Raw genomic sequence first — 20,571 nt, 5'->3', positions numbered from 1 at the left:
ATTTTTCTGAATGATTTCAAAAATATTGACGTGTGACCAGACTTCACCATTAATTGAGTTTCTACCAAACTTCATTTCGGTCCGATCATTAGAAACAACAATTATCTCGCTCATTCTTTATGTCCTAATAGAATACAATGAGCCATTCAAAAAAACGTATTCATTATTTCAACTGAACATTTCAATTAAAAAAATAATAGTTCTCTGAATTCTTAAAGGGATTTTCTAAGATGATTGCTTCTAATTTCTATCTTATCAAGTATACAAAATTTTGTGATCCTTACTTCTCTTAGTAAATATAGACACATTAGTACCTTTGTATTCTCATTTACAAAATTCCGCATATTTCGTTTGTCTGTTCTTTGATCTCTAGATAAGTCACATCCAATATCGGAAAGTGATTTATTATTTCTAATCTATTCGATTCCTCTGGTAGATTTTTTGTTTTATTCGTCTTTTCTTAACAGAATTATATGGACACAGAAGATGCAATTCCTTTTCTTTTTTTTTTCTTTCCACCAGTGGAATTCATAACTCTCGTTATCTGCCTGGGGGAATTTAGCGATGTAAAATGGAACATCGTTCTGCTCGAATGGAATAGTACCAACTTCAACACGTCTATTAGCGAAATCTGCTGATTTTTCCAACCAATTCAAAAAATAATGATAGGCAAAGTGAATAATAATCCGATTAAGTCCCCATTTTAGAGATGCCCGACTTTCAAGTGTTATATCTTCAGTTTCTCTTCTAAAGTAGCGATATAGCTCTAAAAGTTGATACGAAAAGTAAGGAGGTAAGCGTAAATAGGATCCTTCACTTCGGTCAGGAGTTCTACAATTATCTACTCCTCCAAGAAAAAAATAATTCTGTAAAGAATGTCGCCAGTTTAAGTATGCATAAGCATAGGGACAAATAGGCTCATTATTTTTTTCTTCTAAGCTTCTCAAAAAATGTTTAATACAAGTTTTATGATTCGTTAATTCTTTCCTAATATGCTTTGCTAACCCGTTAATTGTTAATTCAAATGACTGATTCAGTTCTTTAATGAATTCCAGATATTTCATTTTCCATATATAATCACTATTAATTTTTGGATAGTACTTTTTAGTATAAATTTGATCTTCATATTTCTCTTTTATTCCTCTTATATTTTTAATATATGAGGAGCTAGATACTACGTAATGATTATGTTTATCAAATTCATCAGTTAAAGATTTACATTCATCTTCCTTCTTAATTAAATCGTACACTTTTTCAAGTGCGTTAGGCATTGAAGCCCAATCAAAATTAGGATCAATAAAAAGACTCGCCAATCGTTCAACCTGAGAATCATTTAGATTTATCCATTTTCTCACTACTTCCGAGCGTAACTCATCTATAGAAGTAGGCTTCCAGTCAATCAAGGAATAATCATTATATGATAGGAAATTGTATCCACATCTGCAGATAAAGGGGGCTCTAAATTCATTGCGCAGCAACAGATAGGGAATCTTAGAGCTACAAGATGGACACTCGTATTTCAAAGGTGTTAGATGAAATGGGCAGTCGCTTAAAAGGACAAATTGGTGAAATAAACTATGATAACCCTTTTTAAAACATTGTTCACAATAAGCAAGTTCTCTCCGAAAAAAAATTGGGCTTTCGAATTTCTTTGGACCGTCAAAAAGCCAATTCGGCATTACTCCTACAATGTTCTTCACATTCCTTTCATTTGTTGAGATAAGGTCATATTGTAAGCCCTCTAAAAGTTTACTAGGATCAAAAGCATTTAGATTAATAAGATCTCTAATTAAATTACTTGAAGGATTTTTCAAAGCCCTAACCCTTTCATTTCCAAAGAGCTGAAGAATGTCCTTCATATCTGCCTCATTAGCGTGTTTGAATTTTTCAAATAACCCCCATGGAGATTCAAAGGGAGAAATCCAATTTGACCTCCAACAAATCTTAGCATACATAGTTTTATCAACTTTTTTTTCTTCTAAGTGAAAAATAGTTGCCATTTTTACCTCACCTGATTAAGATAAGACATCCATATATATTTCGTTTTCGATATAACCTGATTTTTGGATAGCTTCTTGCCAGTGTACCTTGGTTAGATAATCTACAGCTTTCCCATCCATACCAAATTTTTTTAAAACATATTCAACAGACAAGGTAAAGTATTGCATTGGAATCTCAAACTCACCATGTAAACCATTTTCGGTTCTTATTTCATTGAAAGTATCATAAATATCTTTTGCATAATTTTTAAGTCTAAAATTATCTTCAAAGGAGTCAGGAAAATAATATCTTGTGTACGACCAACCACTTCCAACAGGATATTCCGATTCTACGTCGTAACCATCTAAGCAGGTTTCTATATCATCCATTTTTTTAATTCCCGAAAATTTATATTCATGCACCATAAATCGCCCGACAATCTGAGCTTTTTTTGCACTTAAAAAAGCCGTTCGTTGATAAATCAGCTCCTCTTGTCCAACCAGAATTACAGTTAAACTAATTCCATCCGCTTCCAACTTATTATAAATATCCATAAGAATCTCATATTGTAATTCCACAAGACTTTGAGCGTCGTCAATAAAGAAAATAATTCGATGAGTTCCAGATGTCTCAGCCTTCTCCTTTAAAAACTTAATTAGTCGCTCTCTTTTCATGATAGTTTTACCTGAATAAGGAATTGCATGGCCTACGCCTATTAATAGTTCTTCTAAGTATTTATTCTCGTTCATTGTCTTATTCCCCAAGTCACATAACATATGATATATCGGTAAATTTTCTCCAAAATCATACGGGAGTGCTTGGGATAAGTAGCGAATAGCTCTCGATTTTCCTAGTCTGGGCCGCCCATAAGCCAGTCCACCAGGTGAACGATTTTCTATCCACTGCTTAATTTCTTCATACATTTTTGCAACTTCCTTAGTACCAATAAGATATGTTGTTCTTTCAACCGGGTGACTCCCTAAAAGAACGTGAGGACGTTCAATAGTACTCATATAACCACCTCCAATTTAGTAGTTGAAAGTTTTTAAGAGTTTTAAATTTATTTCATTTTGTTTTAATGACGAAGGCTGAGTTGAAAATTGATCATTTTCACATACATTTCGCTCTGTTACATGCTCACTTTCTTGAATTTCAAGCTGCCGTCTCTCTTCTTCTTTAGTTTTCCGTAAAACTTCTGCATGACGATTCCGATAACGTTTGCTCTTAAGACTTTTTTTCTTTATAAATTCGTGATAGATAACAACTGGATTTTGATACTGAGTAAAAGATATTTTCCCATCATCACGCAATTTGTTTATTGCCTTACGCTCAACTAACGAATGGGGATTTACTCCCCACTTTCCAGATGCCGTTAGGTACCCAAACTCACTGCCGTCTGGCAGAAATGCTCGAATAACTCTTAAATCTTCAGTATTTATAACCAATGTTAATTCTATTCCTATTAAAAAAGGACTATTAGAAAGAACAGCACTTCGATAGTCTACTCCTTCATAATGAATAAATGGACGCTTTCCATTCTTCACATTACCTCGTATTTTTCTTTTCTGTTGTAAGGAAAAGAAAAGTATATCCTTCCTTTTAAAAGGTTCTAGTGTACGAGGGCTCATATTTCTTAATTCTATTCTTTGTTTCATTAGTTCAAGAGGTGAAAAATTGTTTATACCTCCATGAGGCGTACCATTATAATCTGAGATAAGAACATCTGTGAGCTCTTCTAAATCTTCTAAGGAGATTTCATACCGTTTGGCTGCGCTCTCTGGTTCTTTTCTAATTGGATCATTTGGATGACTTCCGGTTGTACTTATCAAATTATGAAACCCCCGGTTTTCAAACGTACGAAAAAACCGTTCAATGATTCCTCTGAATTCTGGTACTCCAGCAGGGCCAGGATTTATCCTGCAATCAACCACATGATATAACCGATCACGAACCATCAGAGATAAATTAGCCTTAGCATTGTCGCAACTTATTTCATCCCATAACGCCCATTCTGCTTGCGGTATTACTTCAGATGGGAATCCACCTAATTCGTGATAAACTAAGCCATCTATGAATAATACCCTTTTTGAATAGGGCACAATTGCATTTTTAATACACTTAAGGACATCATATTGTGTATATTCTTTATTAAAGCTTAGATGATAGCCAATTATAACTCGAGTGGCTACATCAATAATAACCAGTAACCATATACGCTCTATTGTGTCAGTTACCCAATCTCCTTCAGGAGTTTTATAAGTAATTGTAAAAAAAGCATCGATTCGATGTCCATCAAATTGAACTCTTTGGTATGGCCGAACTAGCAAGGGAGTTGTGAACTCATAATTATTTGAATTTATTCTCTTTGCATTTCGTGATGCTTCTGAACCATACAGACTTGCAGCTGAAGCAAAATGATTGAATTCATTTGTTTTAAAATATCTGTATAAAGATCTCTTTCCACGATCTGATGTATTAAGTGGATAATCTCTTTCCCCTAATCCTTCTTTTTTACATAGTTCTATAAAGTAACTATGAATATCTTTCCCTCTTACAAATTGCGGTTCTTTACAAGAACCGATTTTTCGCAAGTGTGCTTTGCTAATCTTTTCTTTTATTGCAGGATAATCCTCCATCAGTTTTGAGAAAGCTCCGGGTAACTTTTTTGCGTGATCTTGCACAGTATTCAAATCCACAGATGTTTGGGCTTTTCTTTGATAATTAGAAATTCTTTTTTGTGGTATGAGAGCCCGAAATCCCCAAATGATGTTTGTATCCTTATCCCACATCAAGCATCTTTTTATCAGACGAGTAATCTCTTTTTCATTAATACCCGCAGCTTCAAAAATTTCTTTGTTGGTTAACTTTTGTTTCATGTATAAACTAACTGCAAGTTCACGTCTTTCATATAATTTAAGATCATCTTGATTCAATAATAACTTATTTACTATCGGCCAATTTGATAAATCAAGATATTTCTCGTGCATTTGGAACAATTGTAATAGACGTTTTCTACTCAACGTAAATACACCTCCGTTTCAGGACCAAGAGGCTTTTGATCAATGTTACTTGAAACTAATTGCTGGATGATCAATACATACAGAGTCTTTTGAAATTCATATATATTGGAGATTTCTGATAATTGCGTCTCAAGATCCTTTATATTGTTTATGCCTTCTTGAACCTGGTTAATTATTCTATTTTTTAACTCCATATTTATTGAAGAGATATCAAAATTATAGGGAAGCAGACGTTTTTTATTTTCTAACAGGATTCGGTTTGAATATATCTCTTTCTCCGTTACAATAATGTGTTTGTGTTTATTAAACTGTGCCCACAGCTTTACAGCATTAATTTTCTCAATAACGCTGGTACTGAAATTTCCATTATGCGGTTCGATTTTATTAGTATGTGTGATATTAACAAATTCCTCAGAATGTTTCCTTTTTACCCACATATCAATCATAGCCTTGTCAGGTTTATCAAAATATGAGTGGTTGATTTCAAATGGTTTTTCGCAATAATTTGTTACCTCCGGATCCATTTCAACTAATACCCAGTGATTATATTCTAGCTCTCCATAAAACGTGACTTCTCGGTTAAGCTTTTTACTAAAAGCAAACCATCTATTTACCCCAAGCTTATTTAACTTGATAGGTGTGTACATACATTCACCTCGTTATGGAAGAAATTGTATCAGTGAAATAATTCGTCAAATATTTCAGTATTCCTTTTTCTAAGATATATTGAAATAAATCCTATAATGTCGATTAAAACGAAAATATCTTATGTCATTCCCCAAAGTAACTCTAGCTATAACCGCCGCTTTAATATTACAAACTCCTCTTAAGGGATAAACTTGTTGTCACTGAACACCGAATAATTTGTTGTAAATCTTCCACACATGAGGATGAAATATAAGTTTCCATAAAATCTAAATTTGTTGAATTATATAAAAGGAGGTTCGCGCTATGCCACTGAAATCGCAGCGAGAAAGAGATGAAGAAAAATTAGAGCAAAAGATTATATATTTTCCCTGGTACGTTAACAATTTTGTAGAGGGTAAATCAAATAAACTTTCACCCTCTACACTACTCGGGTATCTGTTCGATTATGAGATTTTTTTCGGTTGGTTGATCGCTGAAGCAGGATGTCCAGTCGAGAAGATTAAGGATGTCCCCCTCTCCTTCCTGGAGAATTTAGACCTTAAAACGGCCGATACCTACCCGAAGTTCTTGGAAAAACAAAACGTCACTGGTAGCACACGACGAAAACAGAACAATGAGAAAACGATCGCTCGCAAAATGGCTTCCCTTAAGTCATTGTTTAGCTACCTGCAGAATTTTGCTGAAGACGAAAATCATATGCCGTTGCTTAAAAGGAATGTTATTGAAAAAATCGAGTTTTCTACAACAAAAATTGACATTCAAGACCAAGCTAAAATCATCCATCATAAAATACTTGTTTCCGAAGAAGCCGTAGAAGAATTTCGTCGTTTTATAGCTTACGATTATGGCAGGCAACCTGGACTCAATAAAAGGCATCTATCCTGGTACGAAGATAACCGCGAACGGGACACTGCCATTGTAAGTCTCATATTAGGCTCAGGACTTCGCGTAAATGAAGTAGTTAACTTAATCCTTATAGACATCGATTGGGAAGCGAGACGCGTCCTTGTGACCCGAAAAGGAAAAAAATTGCAATCAGTCCCCTTCTCGATGCGGTCAAAGCTGGATCTTGAAGAATACATGAGGATTCGCAATTCTAGATACCAACCGCCGGCTTCAGAAACGGCCCTGTTTCTAACTAAAGGCGGTAAACCTATGACGAGAAACGCAATGCAAAAAATGGTAAATAAATATTCTCGTGCCTATGGAAAACCTTTGAGTGTCCATATACTACGGCACACTTTTGGAACTCAACTGTATAAAAAGAAAAAGAATCTGAGACTTGTCCAAGATATACTCGGTCATTCTGATCCCAAAACAACCACACTTTACACCCATATTAGAAACGACGAGCAAAATCATACGGTTGATGATATGGATTCACTCGAATAAACCAGGCATATAGGCGGCCATTTTGACCGCCTTTAATCTTCATTTTAGGACTACTAGCATAAAAGTCACGGTAGACCGTGACTTTTTTAAACTTTCATAGTAGTCTTTTCGAGGTTATTTCCATCCTGTTTCGGTTCATATAGAAATCAGTACATCACGCATATCCCGTAATTCTTCTTTGGAAAATCTCTTAATGAAAGCTCTATATTATTAATAGTTGGTTTAGATAACCCATTACTAGCCCCTTTGTTTGGTCGAATAATATCACTTAGTTTACATTTGGCAAATTTATTAACTTTCTTATGCAAAATATAAACCGTGCCGCCTTGGCCCGCTGGACTGCTCCACACGGCATCGCCGCCCGCCACCTGAAGCGTCCCGATTATCAGATAGAGCTCCAAGTCCTCTCCTGACTCGAGCCGCTCATCGTGATGCGTTCTTCCACTCTAGCCACCGCAGAGCCCGACACCGCCGAAGAGCATCATCCCCGTCAACAGCCAGATGGCCATGGACTTCCGGATCTGGCCTGACAACGAAAATATGCCAAGGCGATTTCGCCCTGGCTTTCTGGTAGTCGTGCATTTTGCGTGTCGGGAAAGAGATCAAGTTCTTGCCATTCAAATTTGATAAGAATTTTATCCCATAACGAAAAACACGATTTACGTGGCTGCTAATGAGATAATGTTCTTGTCAACAGACATCTGTCTTCCGAAACAGCATCGGGTTCCGTTGTTTTAAGGGGTCTACTTCTCTGGTCAAAGTCCCTAGCTCACACCGCTAGGACTGGTCACTCCACCGTGACCCACCCCACCATTTATGATATATACGATTATCTTGACCTTGAATAAAGCAATCTAAGCGGTTTGGACCCCAGGCTACCACTGCCGGAGGAGCGGCCAGATCGCCACCAAGATATTCCCACCATCCCAATTTGACCCATCATACCACTTGTGAAGCTTACGGTTATCTGTACTTGGCCAATCCGAATGCGGTAAGCCCTATCAACCAAGATATGAATCAAGTAGATGTCAGGTGGCATAGGGTCTTATCGCTTTAGGCCACTAAGTGTCAGCGAAACCGGAATCGCCATTAGTAAGGACTCCCGCTTTACTAGTGTGCCACCTCACGTTTATACCTATATTTACTCAGGGGAATGCACTTATGTGGTGGATGATAAAACCTGTATCGGCTACAATTAATTGGACAGAAAAATTAAATATAGCAGATACAAAACATCGGTTTATATTGTAGATTGGAACAAAAAATACTTATGTCATTCCACAAAGTAACTCTAACTATAGCCGCCGCTTTAAATATTACAAACTCCTCGAAAGAGGTAAACTTGTTGTCATTCTCCTCGAAAGGGGTAAACTTGTTGTCGCAATGTAGTGACAACAAGTTTGCCCTAAATATAAAAAAAACCTGATATTATCAGGACTTAGTAGGGGTAAACTTGTTGTCACTGTACAAATCCAAACGGCAGTAAACCTGCCTGCAATCTCCGGACAAGCCAGGTACGCTGAAGCCAAATCTGTGATTGCTCCAAGAAAAATAACATAGAGGGGCTGTCGATCGTCCAACATGGCCTCACGAATAATGAGTTCAGCTCCCTCAGACATCGTAGGAGTGTTCTCATTGGGTATCGATCTTTCTGTCCCTTTGAACACCGGCACCTCATCATTCATATTCATCAAGTCAAGCAAGTTAATGATTTCGTCATAGCTCTCCTGCATTGAAGCCGTTGTCCGTCTTTCACCAAAATGTGCAGCAATGATCCCTTTCAGATTAAATCGAGGCGTCAACAAAGCATGAACGATCGCATACTGATCGTCTGCCTCATTCTTAGCATCAGTGTTAATAATAAGACGTATTTTTTTTGACTCTGGCACTTCAAATGGATGCGTTAACAATTCACTTCTCTTCCTCATCTTAAACAGAATATATTTTGATCTTGGCCGATAAATGTACTCCACTCAATAGTCAAATACAAAATCGAGGACTGAATTAACTGGAAATATTGCAACTGTGTTACATAAGACTCATAGCGAGCGCTTTATAAAATAATTAAGTGTTATAGGCTTCTATCGGCACATTTCCTGCTTCGCTATCTTTGAACAAATTTATAAACAGCGGTATATGAATGTTAACAAGGAAGTCGCTACCTTTCCCCAATGTAAAAATGGACCAGCTGAAACAATCAGAACTCCCTCTCTACTTCGCTAATCCTTCCACAGGATCGGACCCAGCAGCATCGTAGAGAAGGACCTTTCCAGTACCAGAACTCGTTTAAGGCAGAAGTTCGAATGACGCTTCTTTCACATCGCGAGAACTCGATCCGATATAAACCTTGAACTCCCCCGGTTCGGCCTCATATTTTCGATCCGAATTCCAAAAAGCCAAATCCGCTTCGGCGATGGTGAAGCGGATTTCTTGTGCTTCGCCTGCGGCTAATATCACCTTTTGGAACCCCTTAAGCTCCTTCACTGGACGGACCACACTGCCATGAAGGTCCTGAATGTACAACTGGACGGTCTCCTCTCCCTGTATCATACCTGTATTGGTAATCGTCACGTTGGCAGTAATTGTCTCTGAAGCATTCATCTGCGATTGGGATAACCAAATTGCCGAATACTCGAACGTCGTATAGCTTAGCCCGTAACCAAAAGGATACAGGGGATCATTAGAACCATCTATATACTTGGAAAAGAACTTTAAATGCTTATTGCTTTCCGTTACAGGCCTCCCAGTGCTAAAGTGATTGTAGTATACTGGTACTTGTCCGGCATGAGCGGGGAAACTCATCGTTAGTTTGCCAGACGGATTATAATTGCCAAAGAGCACATCTGCTATGGCATGCCCGGCTTGAGATCCAAGGAACCATGTCTCCACGATGGCGTCCATATGATGCTCAAACCAATCCAGCACAAGAGGACGTCCATTTGTTAGAACCAATACGGTCGGTTTGCCTGCCTTAACAACTGCCTCCGCTAGTTCTTGTTGAGCCTTCGGCAGCGTAATATCCATGCGGGATGCAGCCTCGCCAGACATTTCACTGTTCTCACCAAGGGCAAGAATAACGATGTCGGCTTGTTCCGCCGCAGAAGCTGCCCGCTCCAGTCCTCCTACAATCGCTTCCTCAACCTTGCATCCTTCTTCGAGCAAAAGATCTACCGCCGGTACTCCCTGTTCTTCAATCCCTTGCCAGAGCGTAATGGTTTCATTCGCATATCGGGACCACTGCCACGGTCCCAGCAGATCCTTGCTATCACCGAATGGACCAATTACAGCTATCTTTCGTTCCTTGCTTGTAATCGGGAGCAAGCCGTTATTTTTCAACAAAACGATGGATTTCTGCGCCAGACTCCGACTCGCTGTCAGATGACTCGGATGGAAGTGAGATTCCTTTTCTATTTCCGGGCGTACATAACGGAACGGGTCATCCATAATGCCGATCTTATACTTAAAAGTCAAAATCCGACGTACCGCTTGGTCCAATTGTTCTTCCGTAACGAGTCCCTGTTCGATCAATTCATGTAAATGATCATAAGAACGAGTCACCATCTCAATATCCAACGTTGCATCAAGAGCCTTTTTTGCTGCTTCTTTGCTATCCCTTGCGTACCCATGAGCGACGATTTCGTCAATGGAGCCGTAGTCGGAAATCAATATACCGTCAAAGCCCAGCTCTCCTCTCAGTACATCGTTAAGGAGGTAGCGGTTTCCTGCCACAGGAACCCCCTGGTACGTATTAAAGGCATTCATCACCGACCCGGCGCCCGATTCAATCCCCGCCTTGAAGGGCGGTAAGTAAACATTCCGCAAGGTACCTTCCGAAATATCTACCGTATTGTAATCTCTTCCTGCCTCGGCAGCTCCGTATGCAATAAAATGCTTTAAACAAGCAATGAGTGTATCAGGATCGTGTAAACTGTTACCTTGATAGCCTTCTACTTGAGCTTTGGCGATTAGACTTCCCAGATAAGGATCTTCGCCTGCGCCCTCTACGACGCGACCCCAACGCGGGTCTCTCGTAACATCGACCATCGGGCCATGGTTATATGTGATACCGCTGGCGGTAGCCTCTTTTGCGGCAATCGCACAAGCTTCCCTGATAGATTCCAAGTCCCAACTGCAGGACCAAGCAAGCGGCACGGGAAATACCGTCTGAAACCCATGTATAACGTCAAAATTAAATAGCAACGGAATACTATGCGGGGATTGCTCCACCGCTATTTTTTGGAGTTCGAACACTCTGCGACCCGTTACGGCCGACAGAACTGAACCAGCCCGGCCTTCTGCAACCAGTTTTTCCGGTGTGTCAGACGCAAGCTCTGATCCAAGCGAGAGGTTTGTAGACATACACTGACTCATTTGACCAATCTTATCAGTAATGGACATCTTGCTGAGAAGAGCTTCAACGGATAGGTAAATCTCTGTATCGTCGCGTTGCTTTACATCATGCTTCCGATAAGGAGCGATTTCGGAAATGAGCGTATCCGCGAGCGATGGGCCAGGCCCTTTCACACCTTTTACGAAGAATGCTTCCTGGAAGGGAATCTTGATCCTGCCCTGAAACTCTTCATCATTAAATGTCAGTTCAAATTCAAGCGTTTCATTTGGTACAAATGATGATACTCCCTTGGCCTGAAGCATGTTGCCTTCTACAGTCAACGCAGTGATTTCGATTGGAAACGGAAACGGTTCCAGAACAACTGATAATACATAAGTTTCTTTCTTTTCAATGATAAATTGCATTTTAATCGTGGATTGAGGCGTTTGGTGCAGAAAACTCCAAGTACCAATCATGCTGTCAACTCCTCTACAAATTTTCAAATCTACCTTTCACCACACCGATAACCAAACCTTTAGGCCGCAGATCCCACAACGACTTTCCGTTATTCATATGACGACTTTTGTGTTCGAAGGTTTGGGCTTAAGAACAACTTCTACAGAATGGGTCCGATCATCCTGAAAGAGAGGCAGCAGATTTCCATTGATAAGGCTTCCATCCACCTGTATCTCGGGTTGTCCTTCAGACAACCGTGATGGGTTCCGGATGGTAATATCATAACGTGTGCCACGGAACTCCCTAAATACCTGGGCTTCCTCCCAATCTGCCGGGAAGCAAGGGTCAATCCGGAGACCATCATAATCCCGCTTGATCCCCATAATTCCCTCCAAGAGGGACATGAGTCCCCATGCCGAGGTTCCGGTTGTCCATGATTGGTAGGACTTCCCATAATATTTGGGGTGAATTGAATAACAATTAGTGAAGACATACGGCTCCGCTCCAGATTGTGTGGATGGATTCGCTTCGCTGTCTGGAATGATCTTCAGCAATGTACGTAGGGCTTCTACTCCCCTGCCTGCCTTGCAATCCGCCATAATTTTGAAACCGGTTGCGTGGCAGTAAACTCCGCCGTTCTCGAATAGCCCGGGAAGCATGCCGGCCATTCTGCCTACATGGGGAGAATATTCCGTATAGGGAGGCATATTGATCGGGAAACCAAAATCATGCTCCATGCTGTCCATGGAATCCAGCACCTTGGGCAGCTTCTCTTCATCCGGAATATCAGCTAGTACGGCCCACGATTGTGCGTTAATATAGATTGTGCTCCCCTTGCTGTCTTTGGAGCCGATATTCTCTTCTTTGCTAAGAGCGCGCATATACCAGCTTCCGTCCCAAGCCATTTCGTTAATCGCATTGCGGAGGATATGGTACTGTTCATCCAAGTACCCAGCATAACCTGTGTCGCCCAATCGCCGGATCAACGCTGACAACTCTTTCAGGGCATAACAAAACTGCTGGGATAGCATGACAGATTCCGCATCCGGGTCCGTTGTAATATTCAAGGCATCGTTCCAATCCGCGAAGAAAATCCGCACCAGGCCATGTTTCCCTTTATCTTCAATCAACCGGTCGACTGCAGCCTTTACATGCTCCAGCATCGTTGCCGAGCCTTCATCCTGATATTCGATCTCCATATCCAGAAGAGAATAATCTCCGGTTTCTTTAATCAACTCACACACCGCCCAGATAATCCAGAACGGCTGGTCTGAGTAACGGGTAGCATCATATGGATACCAAGTCAGCACAGCATGTCCTGCCTTAAACTGATGCCGCAAGCATTCTATAATTTCCTCCTTGGCCCTTTCCTGTCTGTAATTTAGAAGGGCTACGGCAATCTGAAGATTATCCCGAACCCCCTTCTTGCCGACTATGCAGAAGTCAATCTGTTTTTTCACCCATTCGTTCATAAGCACGTTCAGCTTCTCATGAGGCGTAACAATATGGAGGCCAGCGTATTTGCACTTCTGGTGCTCCTTTGTTTCCAGTAGTGCTTGTTCGATACGGTCCCTGTTGCTGTATTGCTCCATCGTTTGAACCGCTTCTTCCAACGATTCACTGACGCCCAGCACATAATACAGCTCCTTCTCTTCACCAGCTGCCAGTACCAGCTTGTTCTGCAAGACCCCACCGAGGTTGACAAGCGTAGTTAAAGAATTCGTACAATCTCTCCCTTTCACTACAACGTCCGGCCGCTGGAACAACGGTGCTGGCATGGCATCCAACCTAGTGTATGACCCCAGATCTCCCAAAAACTCTCCCAGATTGCCATCAAAGGCGTGGACGGTTTCCGAGCAGGCGATATAACTGTTGTATCTGTTATGGGGCGCGAAGGGATGTTTGGACTGGCAGTAAATACCGTTCAGCCTCTCATCAAAGAAGGTTTCACAGCTCCTGTACATTTCGTAATACCGCGGGTAATTAAAGCCTTCAAGCTCAAAGCTCACGGTAGAGAATACGCTGATATTCTTAACTTTATCCGTATTATTCCTGACCTTGACTACCCATACCTCGTTATAGCCTTCATGCGGGACCAAAAGCTTCCAGGAAGCATGGACGCCGTTCTTTCGTGATTGGAGAATGGAATATCCAATATTGTGATCACATGAGAAATCCTCAACTTCTTCATTTAATGGGCCTTCCCCTATATTCCAGTACACATTGGCGTCATCATCGCGCAAGTACAGGTATTTGGCATCCTGATTATTGATCATACACATGTCTGCTTTTGAATTGATATAATAGCTTCGGCCATGCCCAATTTGGGAAACTTGTGTGCAATATCCTTGCTCGCTCCACAAATAATTGTACCAATGCCTCGGGGGCCGTGGCGTATTAATAATACAAGAGTTACCTTTATCAGAAAAATGATGAATTTTATCTACTTTCATTTTCTCACTCCTAGTAAACGGTTATGGAAATAGAGGAATTGCTAATTCAGTTTTCACAGTTCTGTAATCGTTACATTTGATGAAAATGCCTTTCGTTCAACAATAGTTTTTTCACCTATAATCTCAAAGGTACCTTTTAATCGAATATCTTGGGATGAGGCACCTATAAACACTTCCATGTTACCTGGCTCCACAACTTGATTCATATTCAAGTCATGAAATGCCAGTTGCTTCATGTTTACCTTGAAAGAAACCTTCTTTGTTTCGTTAATGTCCAAGCTAATCCGTGCAAATCCAACCAGTTGCTTCACAGGTCTTGCAACACTGCTCACCCGATCCCGGATATAAACCTGTACAACTTCATCCCCGGCAATCTGTCCCACATTGCTCAGCTTAAATAAGATATTCAATTCTCCGTCAACTTGAACCGAGCGGTCGTGTTCCAGGTCACCGTATTCAAATTGCGTATAACTTAATCCATGACCAAATGGATATAACGGTTTATTTTGGGTGGGGTCGATATATTCAGCCCATTCATTCATTTCAACATAGAGCGGTAGTCTGCTGTTATACATGGGAATCTGACCTGCTTCTTTGACAATAGTCACCGGCAGCTTTCCACTAGGGTTCTTCTGTCCGGTAAGGATATTCATAATGGCTTCGGCTCCAGACTGTGCAGGCAGCCACGAATAAAGGACTGCTTTACTGTATTCGCTTACCAATGGAGTAGGTAATGGACGGCCATCAACAATAATTGAAATCACCGGTTTATTCAACTTAAATACTTCTGCCATCATTTCCAGTTGAGAATTTTCAAGACCAATGTTGTGATTATCTTTGTTTTCACCGCAAGTCGCTTCAGGATCAATCATGCTTTCTTTACCACCTAATACGGCAATGACGATATCCGCCTGTTGCACCACAGCTTTTACCGCTTCAATCCCTCTGTCGATAGGTTTGGAGATATTGCAGCCTTTGGCGTGCAGCACATGTTCTTTCCCAAGCTCTTTCTCCAACACATCTTTTACCGATTTACAATCCGGGTAGAACATTTGAACAAATTCTTCATTCGTTTTATAGACTCTTTTCGAGGAATCTTCAGAAGCTAAATTCTGTCTGATCATATTCATAATGATTTCTCTTTGTTCTGGGGTGGGCTGGTCATCAAATTCAATTCCCATCGACTTTAATGACTCTTTATCGTCGGTTATTGCCCCTGTATAAAGCATTCTCAGGAAGCTGTCTTCTTCGGATTTGTCGAAATCGCTACTTCTTGTGCTGGCCGATCCTACCGATGAATAACCGCCAAAGAAGTTGGTTTTGGTGTCTGAGGCGGGGCCGATCAGTGCTACTTTCAGGCTCTTTTTGAGCGGCAGAATATTGTCCTCATTTTTTACCAATACCATCGATTTCTCCGCAATCTCCCGTGATAACTCCACATTCTCCGCTTTTTTAATTTCATAAAAAAAATCGCCATCATCATAAGGATTCTCAAATAGCCCTAACCTGAATTTGGTCTCAAGAACTCGTCTTACGGAATTGTCTATATAGGCCTCTTCCAGTTCGCCTGATTCAACCGCTTTTATTAAATGCTGGTAACATTGATTGCCGGGTTGTTCCACATCTAGTCCGGCTTTAAGTGCCAGAATGCCTGCCTCTTTATGATCTTCTGCCACTCTATACCGTAATGTTGCATGCGTGATACTGCCATAATCAGCCACAACCAAGCCATTAAATCCCAACTTGTCTCTCAGAATATCGGTAAGCAGCCACTTTGACGTAGACACAGCCTGGTCATTTAAAATCCCATAACTATTCATGATCGCTTTCACGTCCGCCTCATGTATAGCCGCTTCAAAGGGGAAGCAATAACTATCCAACAATCTTCGCTCGTCGACTTGCTGTTCTCCGCCGCCTCTTCCCCCTTCAGCATTACCATAACCGACAAAGTGCTTAGCGGCAGCCATGATCTCATGATCACCTTGGACGCCTTTGACGAACGCCACGCCCATTTGCGCAACTAAATAGGGGTCTTCTCCATAGGTTTCGCCGATTCTTCCGAATCTCGGATCCCGTCCCAAGTCGAACAGGGGGGAATGCACAGCCTTGAATCCATATGCCCTTAGTTGTTTTTTGACGACCTCACCCATTTTTTGTGCTAACGCCGGCTCCCAGGCAGAAGCAAGATTAAGAGACTGCGGAAAAGTAGTTGCGCCTGGGATCTGCGCCCCTGCTATCCCTTCACTATGAAACAGCGCAGGGATACCTAATCTGGTTTCTTCAACAAGAAACTTTTGTATGCCCTTTATTGTCTCCTTATCCTTCTTATTGTCACCCGTTAGGGAGTCGTTTAAATAACTGATGGTACCAATGCCATCTTTTAATTTACCATGTCTAGTATCATACACGGTTTCTCCACCATATGAATTTGCACAAGTTAACTGGGCCACTTTCTCCTGCAGTGTCATTCTTCCAATTAAATCTTCGACTCTCTCATGAATAAATTTACTGGCATCTTTGTAAATCATCATTCTTCCCCCCAAAAAATTAAAGTTTCCATCAACTGTGAAGATGTTTTAACTCAAGTTTACTCTGAGCCTGAAAGCCAGCTCTACTCCTTGAACGACGTTTCGTTATTCATTCCACGACTTTATGTGTACTGACAGCCTCGCAGGGTTAGGGAGCCTTAAGAAATAACCATGTACATACTTCTTTCTACTTATTGTAAAACTTTGCAGGACCAGCACTCTACGGGGGAAAGTTTTGATTTTCTTCGTTTTTTTAAGCGCTTACTTTTTGATTGACTTGGGAAGGCGGATCCATACAGTGGTTCCTTCACCAGGTAGGCTGGTAAAGGACAATCCGTACAACGACCCATAGTTCAGTTGAATCCGCTCTTGAATGTTCTTGATGCCAAACCCGCCCGTGGTTTTGCTAACAGGCCTGATTAACAAAGCCTCCACTACTGCTTCCACCATGCCGATGCCGTCATCGCTGATCTCCACGACCAGATCGCCCTTCTCCTCCATAGCGGATACCTGGATTATGCCCGTCTCCGAATCTTTCTCTAAAATGCCGTGCAGAATCGCATTCTCGATTAAGGGCTGCAGCATGATTTTGGGCACCTCACAGCCCAGCAGCAGCGGTGAAACCTTCAAGCTCAGTGTAATCGCACTATTAAATCGCATGTTTTGGATCGACACATAGGATTCAATATGCCGCAGTTCACTCTCCAAAGTGACGGTCTCACTGCCGTTCGACAGGCTCAAACGATAGAACAAAGCCAGCCGGTCTACTACTTTGGATATCTCCTCATTACCGGATTCAATAGCCATAACATTGATTAGATCCAGGGTATTGTAAAGAAAATGCGGGTTAATCTGTGCCTGCAGTGCCTTCAACTCCTTGTTCTTCACTTCGCGCCCGAGCGTGTAGGTCTCCTCCATCAACCGCGATACATTCTCCACCATCATATTAAAATTAGTTGTTAGCTCTCCGATCTCATCTTGGTTGGCTGGAAGCGGTGACATGCGTAAATTGCCGTCCTTGACCTTGCGCACATGCCGAATGAGCTGCCGGAGACGTTTGGTTGCCGAACCAGCAATAACGAAGGACAGAATAAAGGTAAGGGGAATAATGAATAAAAAAATTAAGATCAGCCGATTGCGCATCCGGTTGCTGGATTCCAGTATGTCCGAGTAGGGCACAATCATCGCTATACTCATATCCGTCTCAGGGATTGCCTCCAGTCCAAGCAGGATTTGCTGCCCATTGAACTCTATAGTGTCGATTTCCCCATCGGCCGGAACCAGAGACAGCATATCCTTAAATTCCTTGGAGGTATACAGAAATTCACCAGAGGTGCTTAGAACATCACCGCGGTTATTGAATAAGACTACGGAGGTAGACGGAGTGGCAACAGCATGTTCCAACACGGAACGAACTGTGCTTTGCGAGATCCGGGCACGCACAAGGCCATCACTCACCTGTATATTGTGCGCATTTGGAATGACTCGCAGGACGGATACTTCATCGCTGCCCTCTTCCTGTTCAATAGCGGAGGAAGGCAGCCAGGTGAAGACGGAATGGGAAGCGATAAAGTTCTTGAACCAGAGGCTGTTCTCCAATTTGTCCATGTTCAAATAGTCGGGACTTTCTGTGGCTGAAGCAAGCCCCTGCTTCATATAGAGCTGGACAGTTTCAATATCCGAATTGTAGCGGGATTTCGCCAGTATCCGGTCGAGCCTTCTGGCATCCGTTCCCCAGAGATTGATATCCTCATACCGTCTCGGATCTTCGGCTACCAGAGTCTGAACGGTATCATTGAAGGCAATGAAGTTCAACACTTCATTAACTGTCTCTGCACGGTAATGCAGGTAGGATTTAGTTTCCTCCAACATTTTGTGGGCCGAAGTCAACGCTTGCTTCTCCATTTCATTCGCGGTTAACAACAGATGCAGGAAGAGCAGCAGGGCCAACGGGATAATGATCACCAGCATATAGGAAGCGAACAGCTTATGCCGGATGCTAAAATCAGCGAACGCTCTCCTGGACTTCAGTTTCATTTGGCCATCCTCTCCCGGTACTCCGAAGGCGTGCAGCCTGCGCATTTTTTGAAAAAGGTGGTAAAGTAATTGGCATCGGTGAAGCCGGTCCGTTCTGCAACCTCATACAACTTCAATTCCTTGTCCAGAAGTAGTTCCTTGGCCTTTTCCACTCGCAGCGAGGAGATATATTCCTTGACGGTGCCCCCTCTCTGCTTCTTGAACAGGGAGCAGAGATAAGTTTCGCTCAAGTCCACATGATCAGCAATATCTCGAATTGTGAAACCCCTTTCATGAAAGTACTTGTGAATATAATGCAGAATCTCTCTCATTTTAGCCGAGCTACCTTCCCCTTCCGGCGGTACCAGGAACAAGTCCAGGAAGGAGAGGATGTATTTTTCCATGCTTGCCAGGTCGGGAACACGGTCAATCTCCTTCCAGATATACCGCCGCTCCATGTCCTCATCCGTATCCGTAAACCCCATTTGCACAGCTGTATCGAGAATGACCAGCAAGAGTTGGAAATAGGAATCCTTGAGCCGGACAATATTCAGATCACGTGCTGCCCTGGCCTGCTTGGTCCAATTCACAATAAGACTGCGGGCAGCTTCCAGTTCCCCCTGCTTCAGAAGTCCGCGCAGACTGCGTACCATGTTCCAGTCGGTAGCAAGTGATCGGTTGCCACCAAGTGCATTGGCAAAGATTAGCCGATCACCCTCGCTGTAATAATGCAGACTGCACACATCGAGAGCAGTTCTGTATGCATTCGGAATTTGCAACTGTTCTTTTACCGACTCTCCGACCCCCATACAGAAACGGATATTGCTGCCTATGATCCCGGCCGCTTCGGCGTAGAGATCCTCCAATACCTTACGTTGTTCCCGGTAGCTGCAGCCGAAAACCCCCGGCAGAATAAAGATTAAAAAATTCCGTGAATCGAAACCGCAGATGCCTTGCAGCGAAGCCAGCTTGTTATTCATATTCAGCTCCCGCAACACTGCCTCTTGGACTAGCCTCGGATCTTTGGGATATTGCGGTGGCTGCCAGTACATGCACGATGCAAGCACAGTATACGGTCCTTCCAGAGGCAAAAGAAAGGTTTCTCTACTCTCCAAAGCCTTCGACACATGGAGCGAATCAGGAACTGAAATAAGTTTGCGGACCATCTCCTGTCTCAGATAAGGCAGACCTTCATCATAGGCCTCCTGCAGTTGGCACTCCTCCATTCGTTTTTGCTTATCCTTTTTTCTGGACTCCACTGCCTCTCGAACTGCCTCCCTCACCTTATCTAGATTGATCGGCTTTTCAATAAAGTCGAGAGCATTCAGCCGGATCGCTGACATTAGATATTCCTTGTCCGAGAATCCGCTCAGGAACAATAGCTTGCATGAAACATCAATCTTACGAAGCTGTTGCGCGAATTCTATACCATCCATCTTCGGCATCCGGATATCACAGAGCACGATGTCGGGACGAAAGCTCTGGAACCTCTCCAGAGCAATCATGCCATTGCGGGCCGTTTCCAACTCATTAATACCCAACTCCCCCCAGGCAATATGCTTGCACAGCATTTCCCTGGTTCTCTCTTCATCCTCTACGATCAGCAGCCTCATGATGTGCTCACTTCCCCTACGACGTTTTCATTCATTATATATCAACAACGCTGCTCCCATCCCCTTCATTCCTTCACTCCGTCTTCTTCTATGGATTCATCATTGCCTAGGTTCTCATTATGACTCCGACATCGT

General features: G+C 42.1%; 12 protein-coding genes. 1 reads left to right on the top strand and 11 read right to left on the bottom strand.

Annotated elements, in window-relative coordinates:
* Positions 1 to 446 precede the first annotated feature (446 nt).
* From NSS66_RS23915 to NSS66_RS23900, 4 genes are read right to left on the bottom strand one after another with little or no spacing between them, the layout of a single operon-like run.
* Positions 447 to 2,000 carry a hypothetical protein gene (locus NSS66_RS23915; RefSeq protein ID WP_076265032.1) on the bottom strand — a complete coding sequence of 518 codons (1,554 nt, stop codon included), beginning with the start codon at positions 1,998 to 2,000 and terminating at the stop codon, positions 447 to 449.
* Positions 2,001 to 2,015: 15 nt separating this feature from the next.
* A complete protein-coding gene (locus tag NSS66_RS23910; RefSeq protein WP_076265031.1) occupies positions 2,016 to 2,993 on the bottom strand; it encodes an ATP-binding protein in 978 nt (325 codons plus the stop codon).
* A 15-nt stretch (positions 2,994 to 3,008) separates the two neighbouring features.
* Positions 3,009 to 5,000, bottom strand: coding sequence for a DDE-type integrase/transposase/recombinase (locus NSS66_RS23905; protein ID WP_081391180.1), 1,992 nt, complete (start codon positions 4,998 to 5,000; stop codon positions 3,009 to 3,011).
* Positions 4,997 to 5,647 (bottom strand): hypothetical protein, encoded by a 651-nt coding sequence (locus NSS66_RS23900; protein WP_076265030.1) that lies wholly within the window; start codon positions 5,645 to 5,647, stop codon positions 4,997 to 4,999. The genes NSS66_RS23905 and NSS66_RS23900 overlap by 4 nt, the downstream gene beginning before the upstream one ends.
* A gap of 304 nt (positions 5,648 to 5,951) precedes the next feature.
* On the opposite strand from NSS66_RS23900, the gene xerS reads away from it, so the two are divergent.
* Entirely contained in the window at positions 5,952 to 7,040 is a 1,089-nt protein-coding gene (gene xerS / locus NSS66_RS23895) for a tyrosine recombinase XerS (protein ID WP_076265029.1), read from the top strand.
* A 146-nt stretch (positions 7,041 to 7,186) separates the two neighbouring features.
* On the opposite strand, the gene NSS66_RS23890 is transcribed toward xerS, so the two are convergent.
* The 7 genes from NSS66_RS23890 to NSS66_RS23860 form a co-directional block, all read right to left on the bottom strand.
* A complete protein-coding gene (locus tag NSS66_RS23890) occupies positions 7,187 to 7,441 on the bottom strand; it encodes a hypothetical protein (RefSeq protein ID WP_076265028.1) in 255 nt (84 codons plus the stop codon).
* A 915-nt stretch (positions 7,442 to 8,356) separates the two neighbouring features.
* Entirely contained in the window at positions 8,357 to 8,950 is a 594-nt protein-coding gene (locus NSS66_RS23885) for a nucleoside hydrolase (protein WP_340959933.1), read from the bottom strand.
* 376 nt (positions 8,951 to 9,326) lie between these two features.
* A complete protein-coding gene (locus NSS66_RS23880) occupies positions 9,327 to 11,846 on the bottom strand; it encodes a glycoside hydrolase family 3 N-terminal domain-containing protein (RefSeq protein ID WP_340959932.1) in 2,520 nt (839 codons plus the stop codon).
* Between the two features lie 93 nt (positions 11,847 to 11,939).
* Positions 11,940 to 14,279, bottom strand: a complete 2,340-nt coding sequence (locus NSS66_RS23875) for a GH36-type glycosyl hydrolase domain-containing protein (RefSeq protein ID WP_339200163.1) — start codon at positions 14,277 to 14,279, stop codon at positions 11,940 to 11,942.
* Positions 14,280 to 14,332: 53 nt separating this feature from the next.
* A complete protein-coding gene (locus NSS66_RS23870; RefSeq protein ID WP_339200164.1) occupies positions 14,333 to 16,810 on the bottom strand; it encodes a glycoside hydrolase family 3 N-terminal domain-containing protein in 2,478 nt (825 codons plus the stop codon).
* 258 nt (positions 16,811 to 17,068) lie between these two features.
* Positions 17,069 to 18,844 (bottom strand): sensor histidine kinase, encoded by a 1,776-nt coding sequence (locus tag NSS66_RS23865; protein WP_279833770.1) that lies wholly within the window; start codon positions 18,842 to 18,844, stop codon positions 17,069 to 17,071.
* Positions 18,841 to 20,436 (bottom strand): response regulator, encoded by a 1,596-nt coding sequence (locus tag NSS66_RS23860; protein ID WP_279833771.1) that lies wholly within the window; start codon positions 20,434 to 20,436, stop codon positions 18,841 to 18,843. Before NSS66_RS23860 ends, NSS66_RS23865 begins: the two co-directional genes overlap by 4 nt.
* Positions 20,437 to 20,571: the final 135 nt, after the last annotated feature.

Source organism: Paenibacillus sp. FSL R10-2748 (assembly GCF_038005565.1).
GTDB lineage: Bacteria > Bacillota > Bacilli > Paenibacillales > Paenibacillaceae > Paenibacillus > Paenibacillus polymyxa_B.
The sequence above is the reverse complement of the archived record's forward strand: the minus strand, read 5'-3'. Positions and strand labels throughout refer to the sequence as shown.

Bases quoted from the DNA above. Each gene is read 5' to 3' on its own strand.
- NSS66_RS23915 (WP_076265032.1), bottom strand. From the start codon at position 2,000: ATGGCAACTATTTTTCACTTAGAAGAAAAAAAAGTTGATAAAACTATG.
- NSS66_RS23910 (WP_076265031.1), bottom strand. From the start codon at position 2,993: ATGAGTACTATTGAACGTCCTCACGTTCTTTTAGGGAGTCACCCGGTT.
- NSS66_RS23900 (WP_076265030.1), bottom strand. From the start codon at position 5,647: ATGTACACACCTATCAAGTTAAATAAGCTTGGGGTAAATAGATGGTTT.
- xerS (WP_076265029.1), top strand. From the start codon at position 5,952: ATGCCACTGAAATCGCAGCGAGAAAGAGATGAAGAAAAATTAGAGCAA.
- NSS66_RS23880 (WP_340959932.1), bottom strand. From the start codon at position 11,846: ATGATTGGTACTTGGAGTTTTCTGCACCAAACGCCTCAATCCACGATT.
- NSS66_RS23875 (WP_339200163.1), bottom strand. From the start codon at position 14,279: ATGAAAGTAGATAAAATTCATCATTTTTCTGATAAAGGTAACTCTTGT.
- NSS66_RS23870 (WP_339200164.1), bottom strand. From the start codon at position 16,810: ATGATGATTTACAAAGATGCCAGTAAATTTATTCATGAGAGAGTCGAA.
- NSS66_RS23865 (WP_279833770.1), bottom strand. From the start codon at position 18,844: ATGAAACTGAAGTCCAGGAGAGCGTTCGCTGATTTTAGCATCCGGCAT.
- NSS66_RS23860 (WP_279833771.1), bottom strand. From the start codon at position 20,436: ATGAGGCTGCTGATCGTAGAGGATGAAGAGAGAACCAGGGAAATGCTG.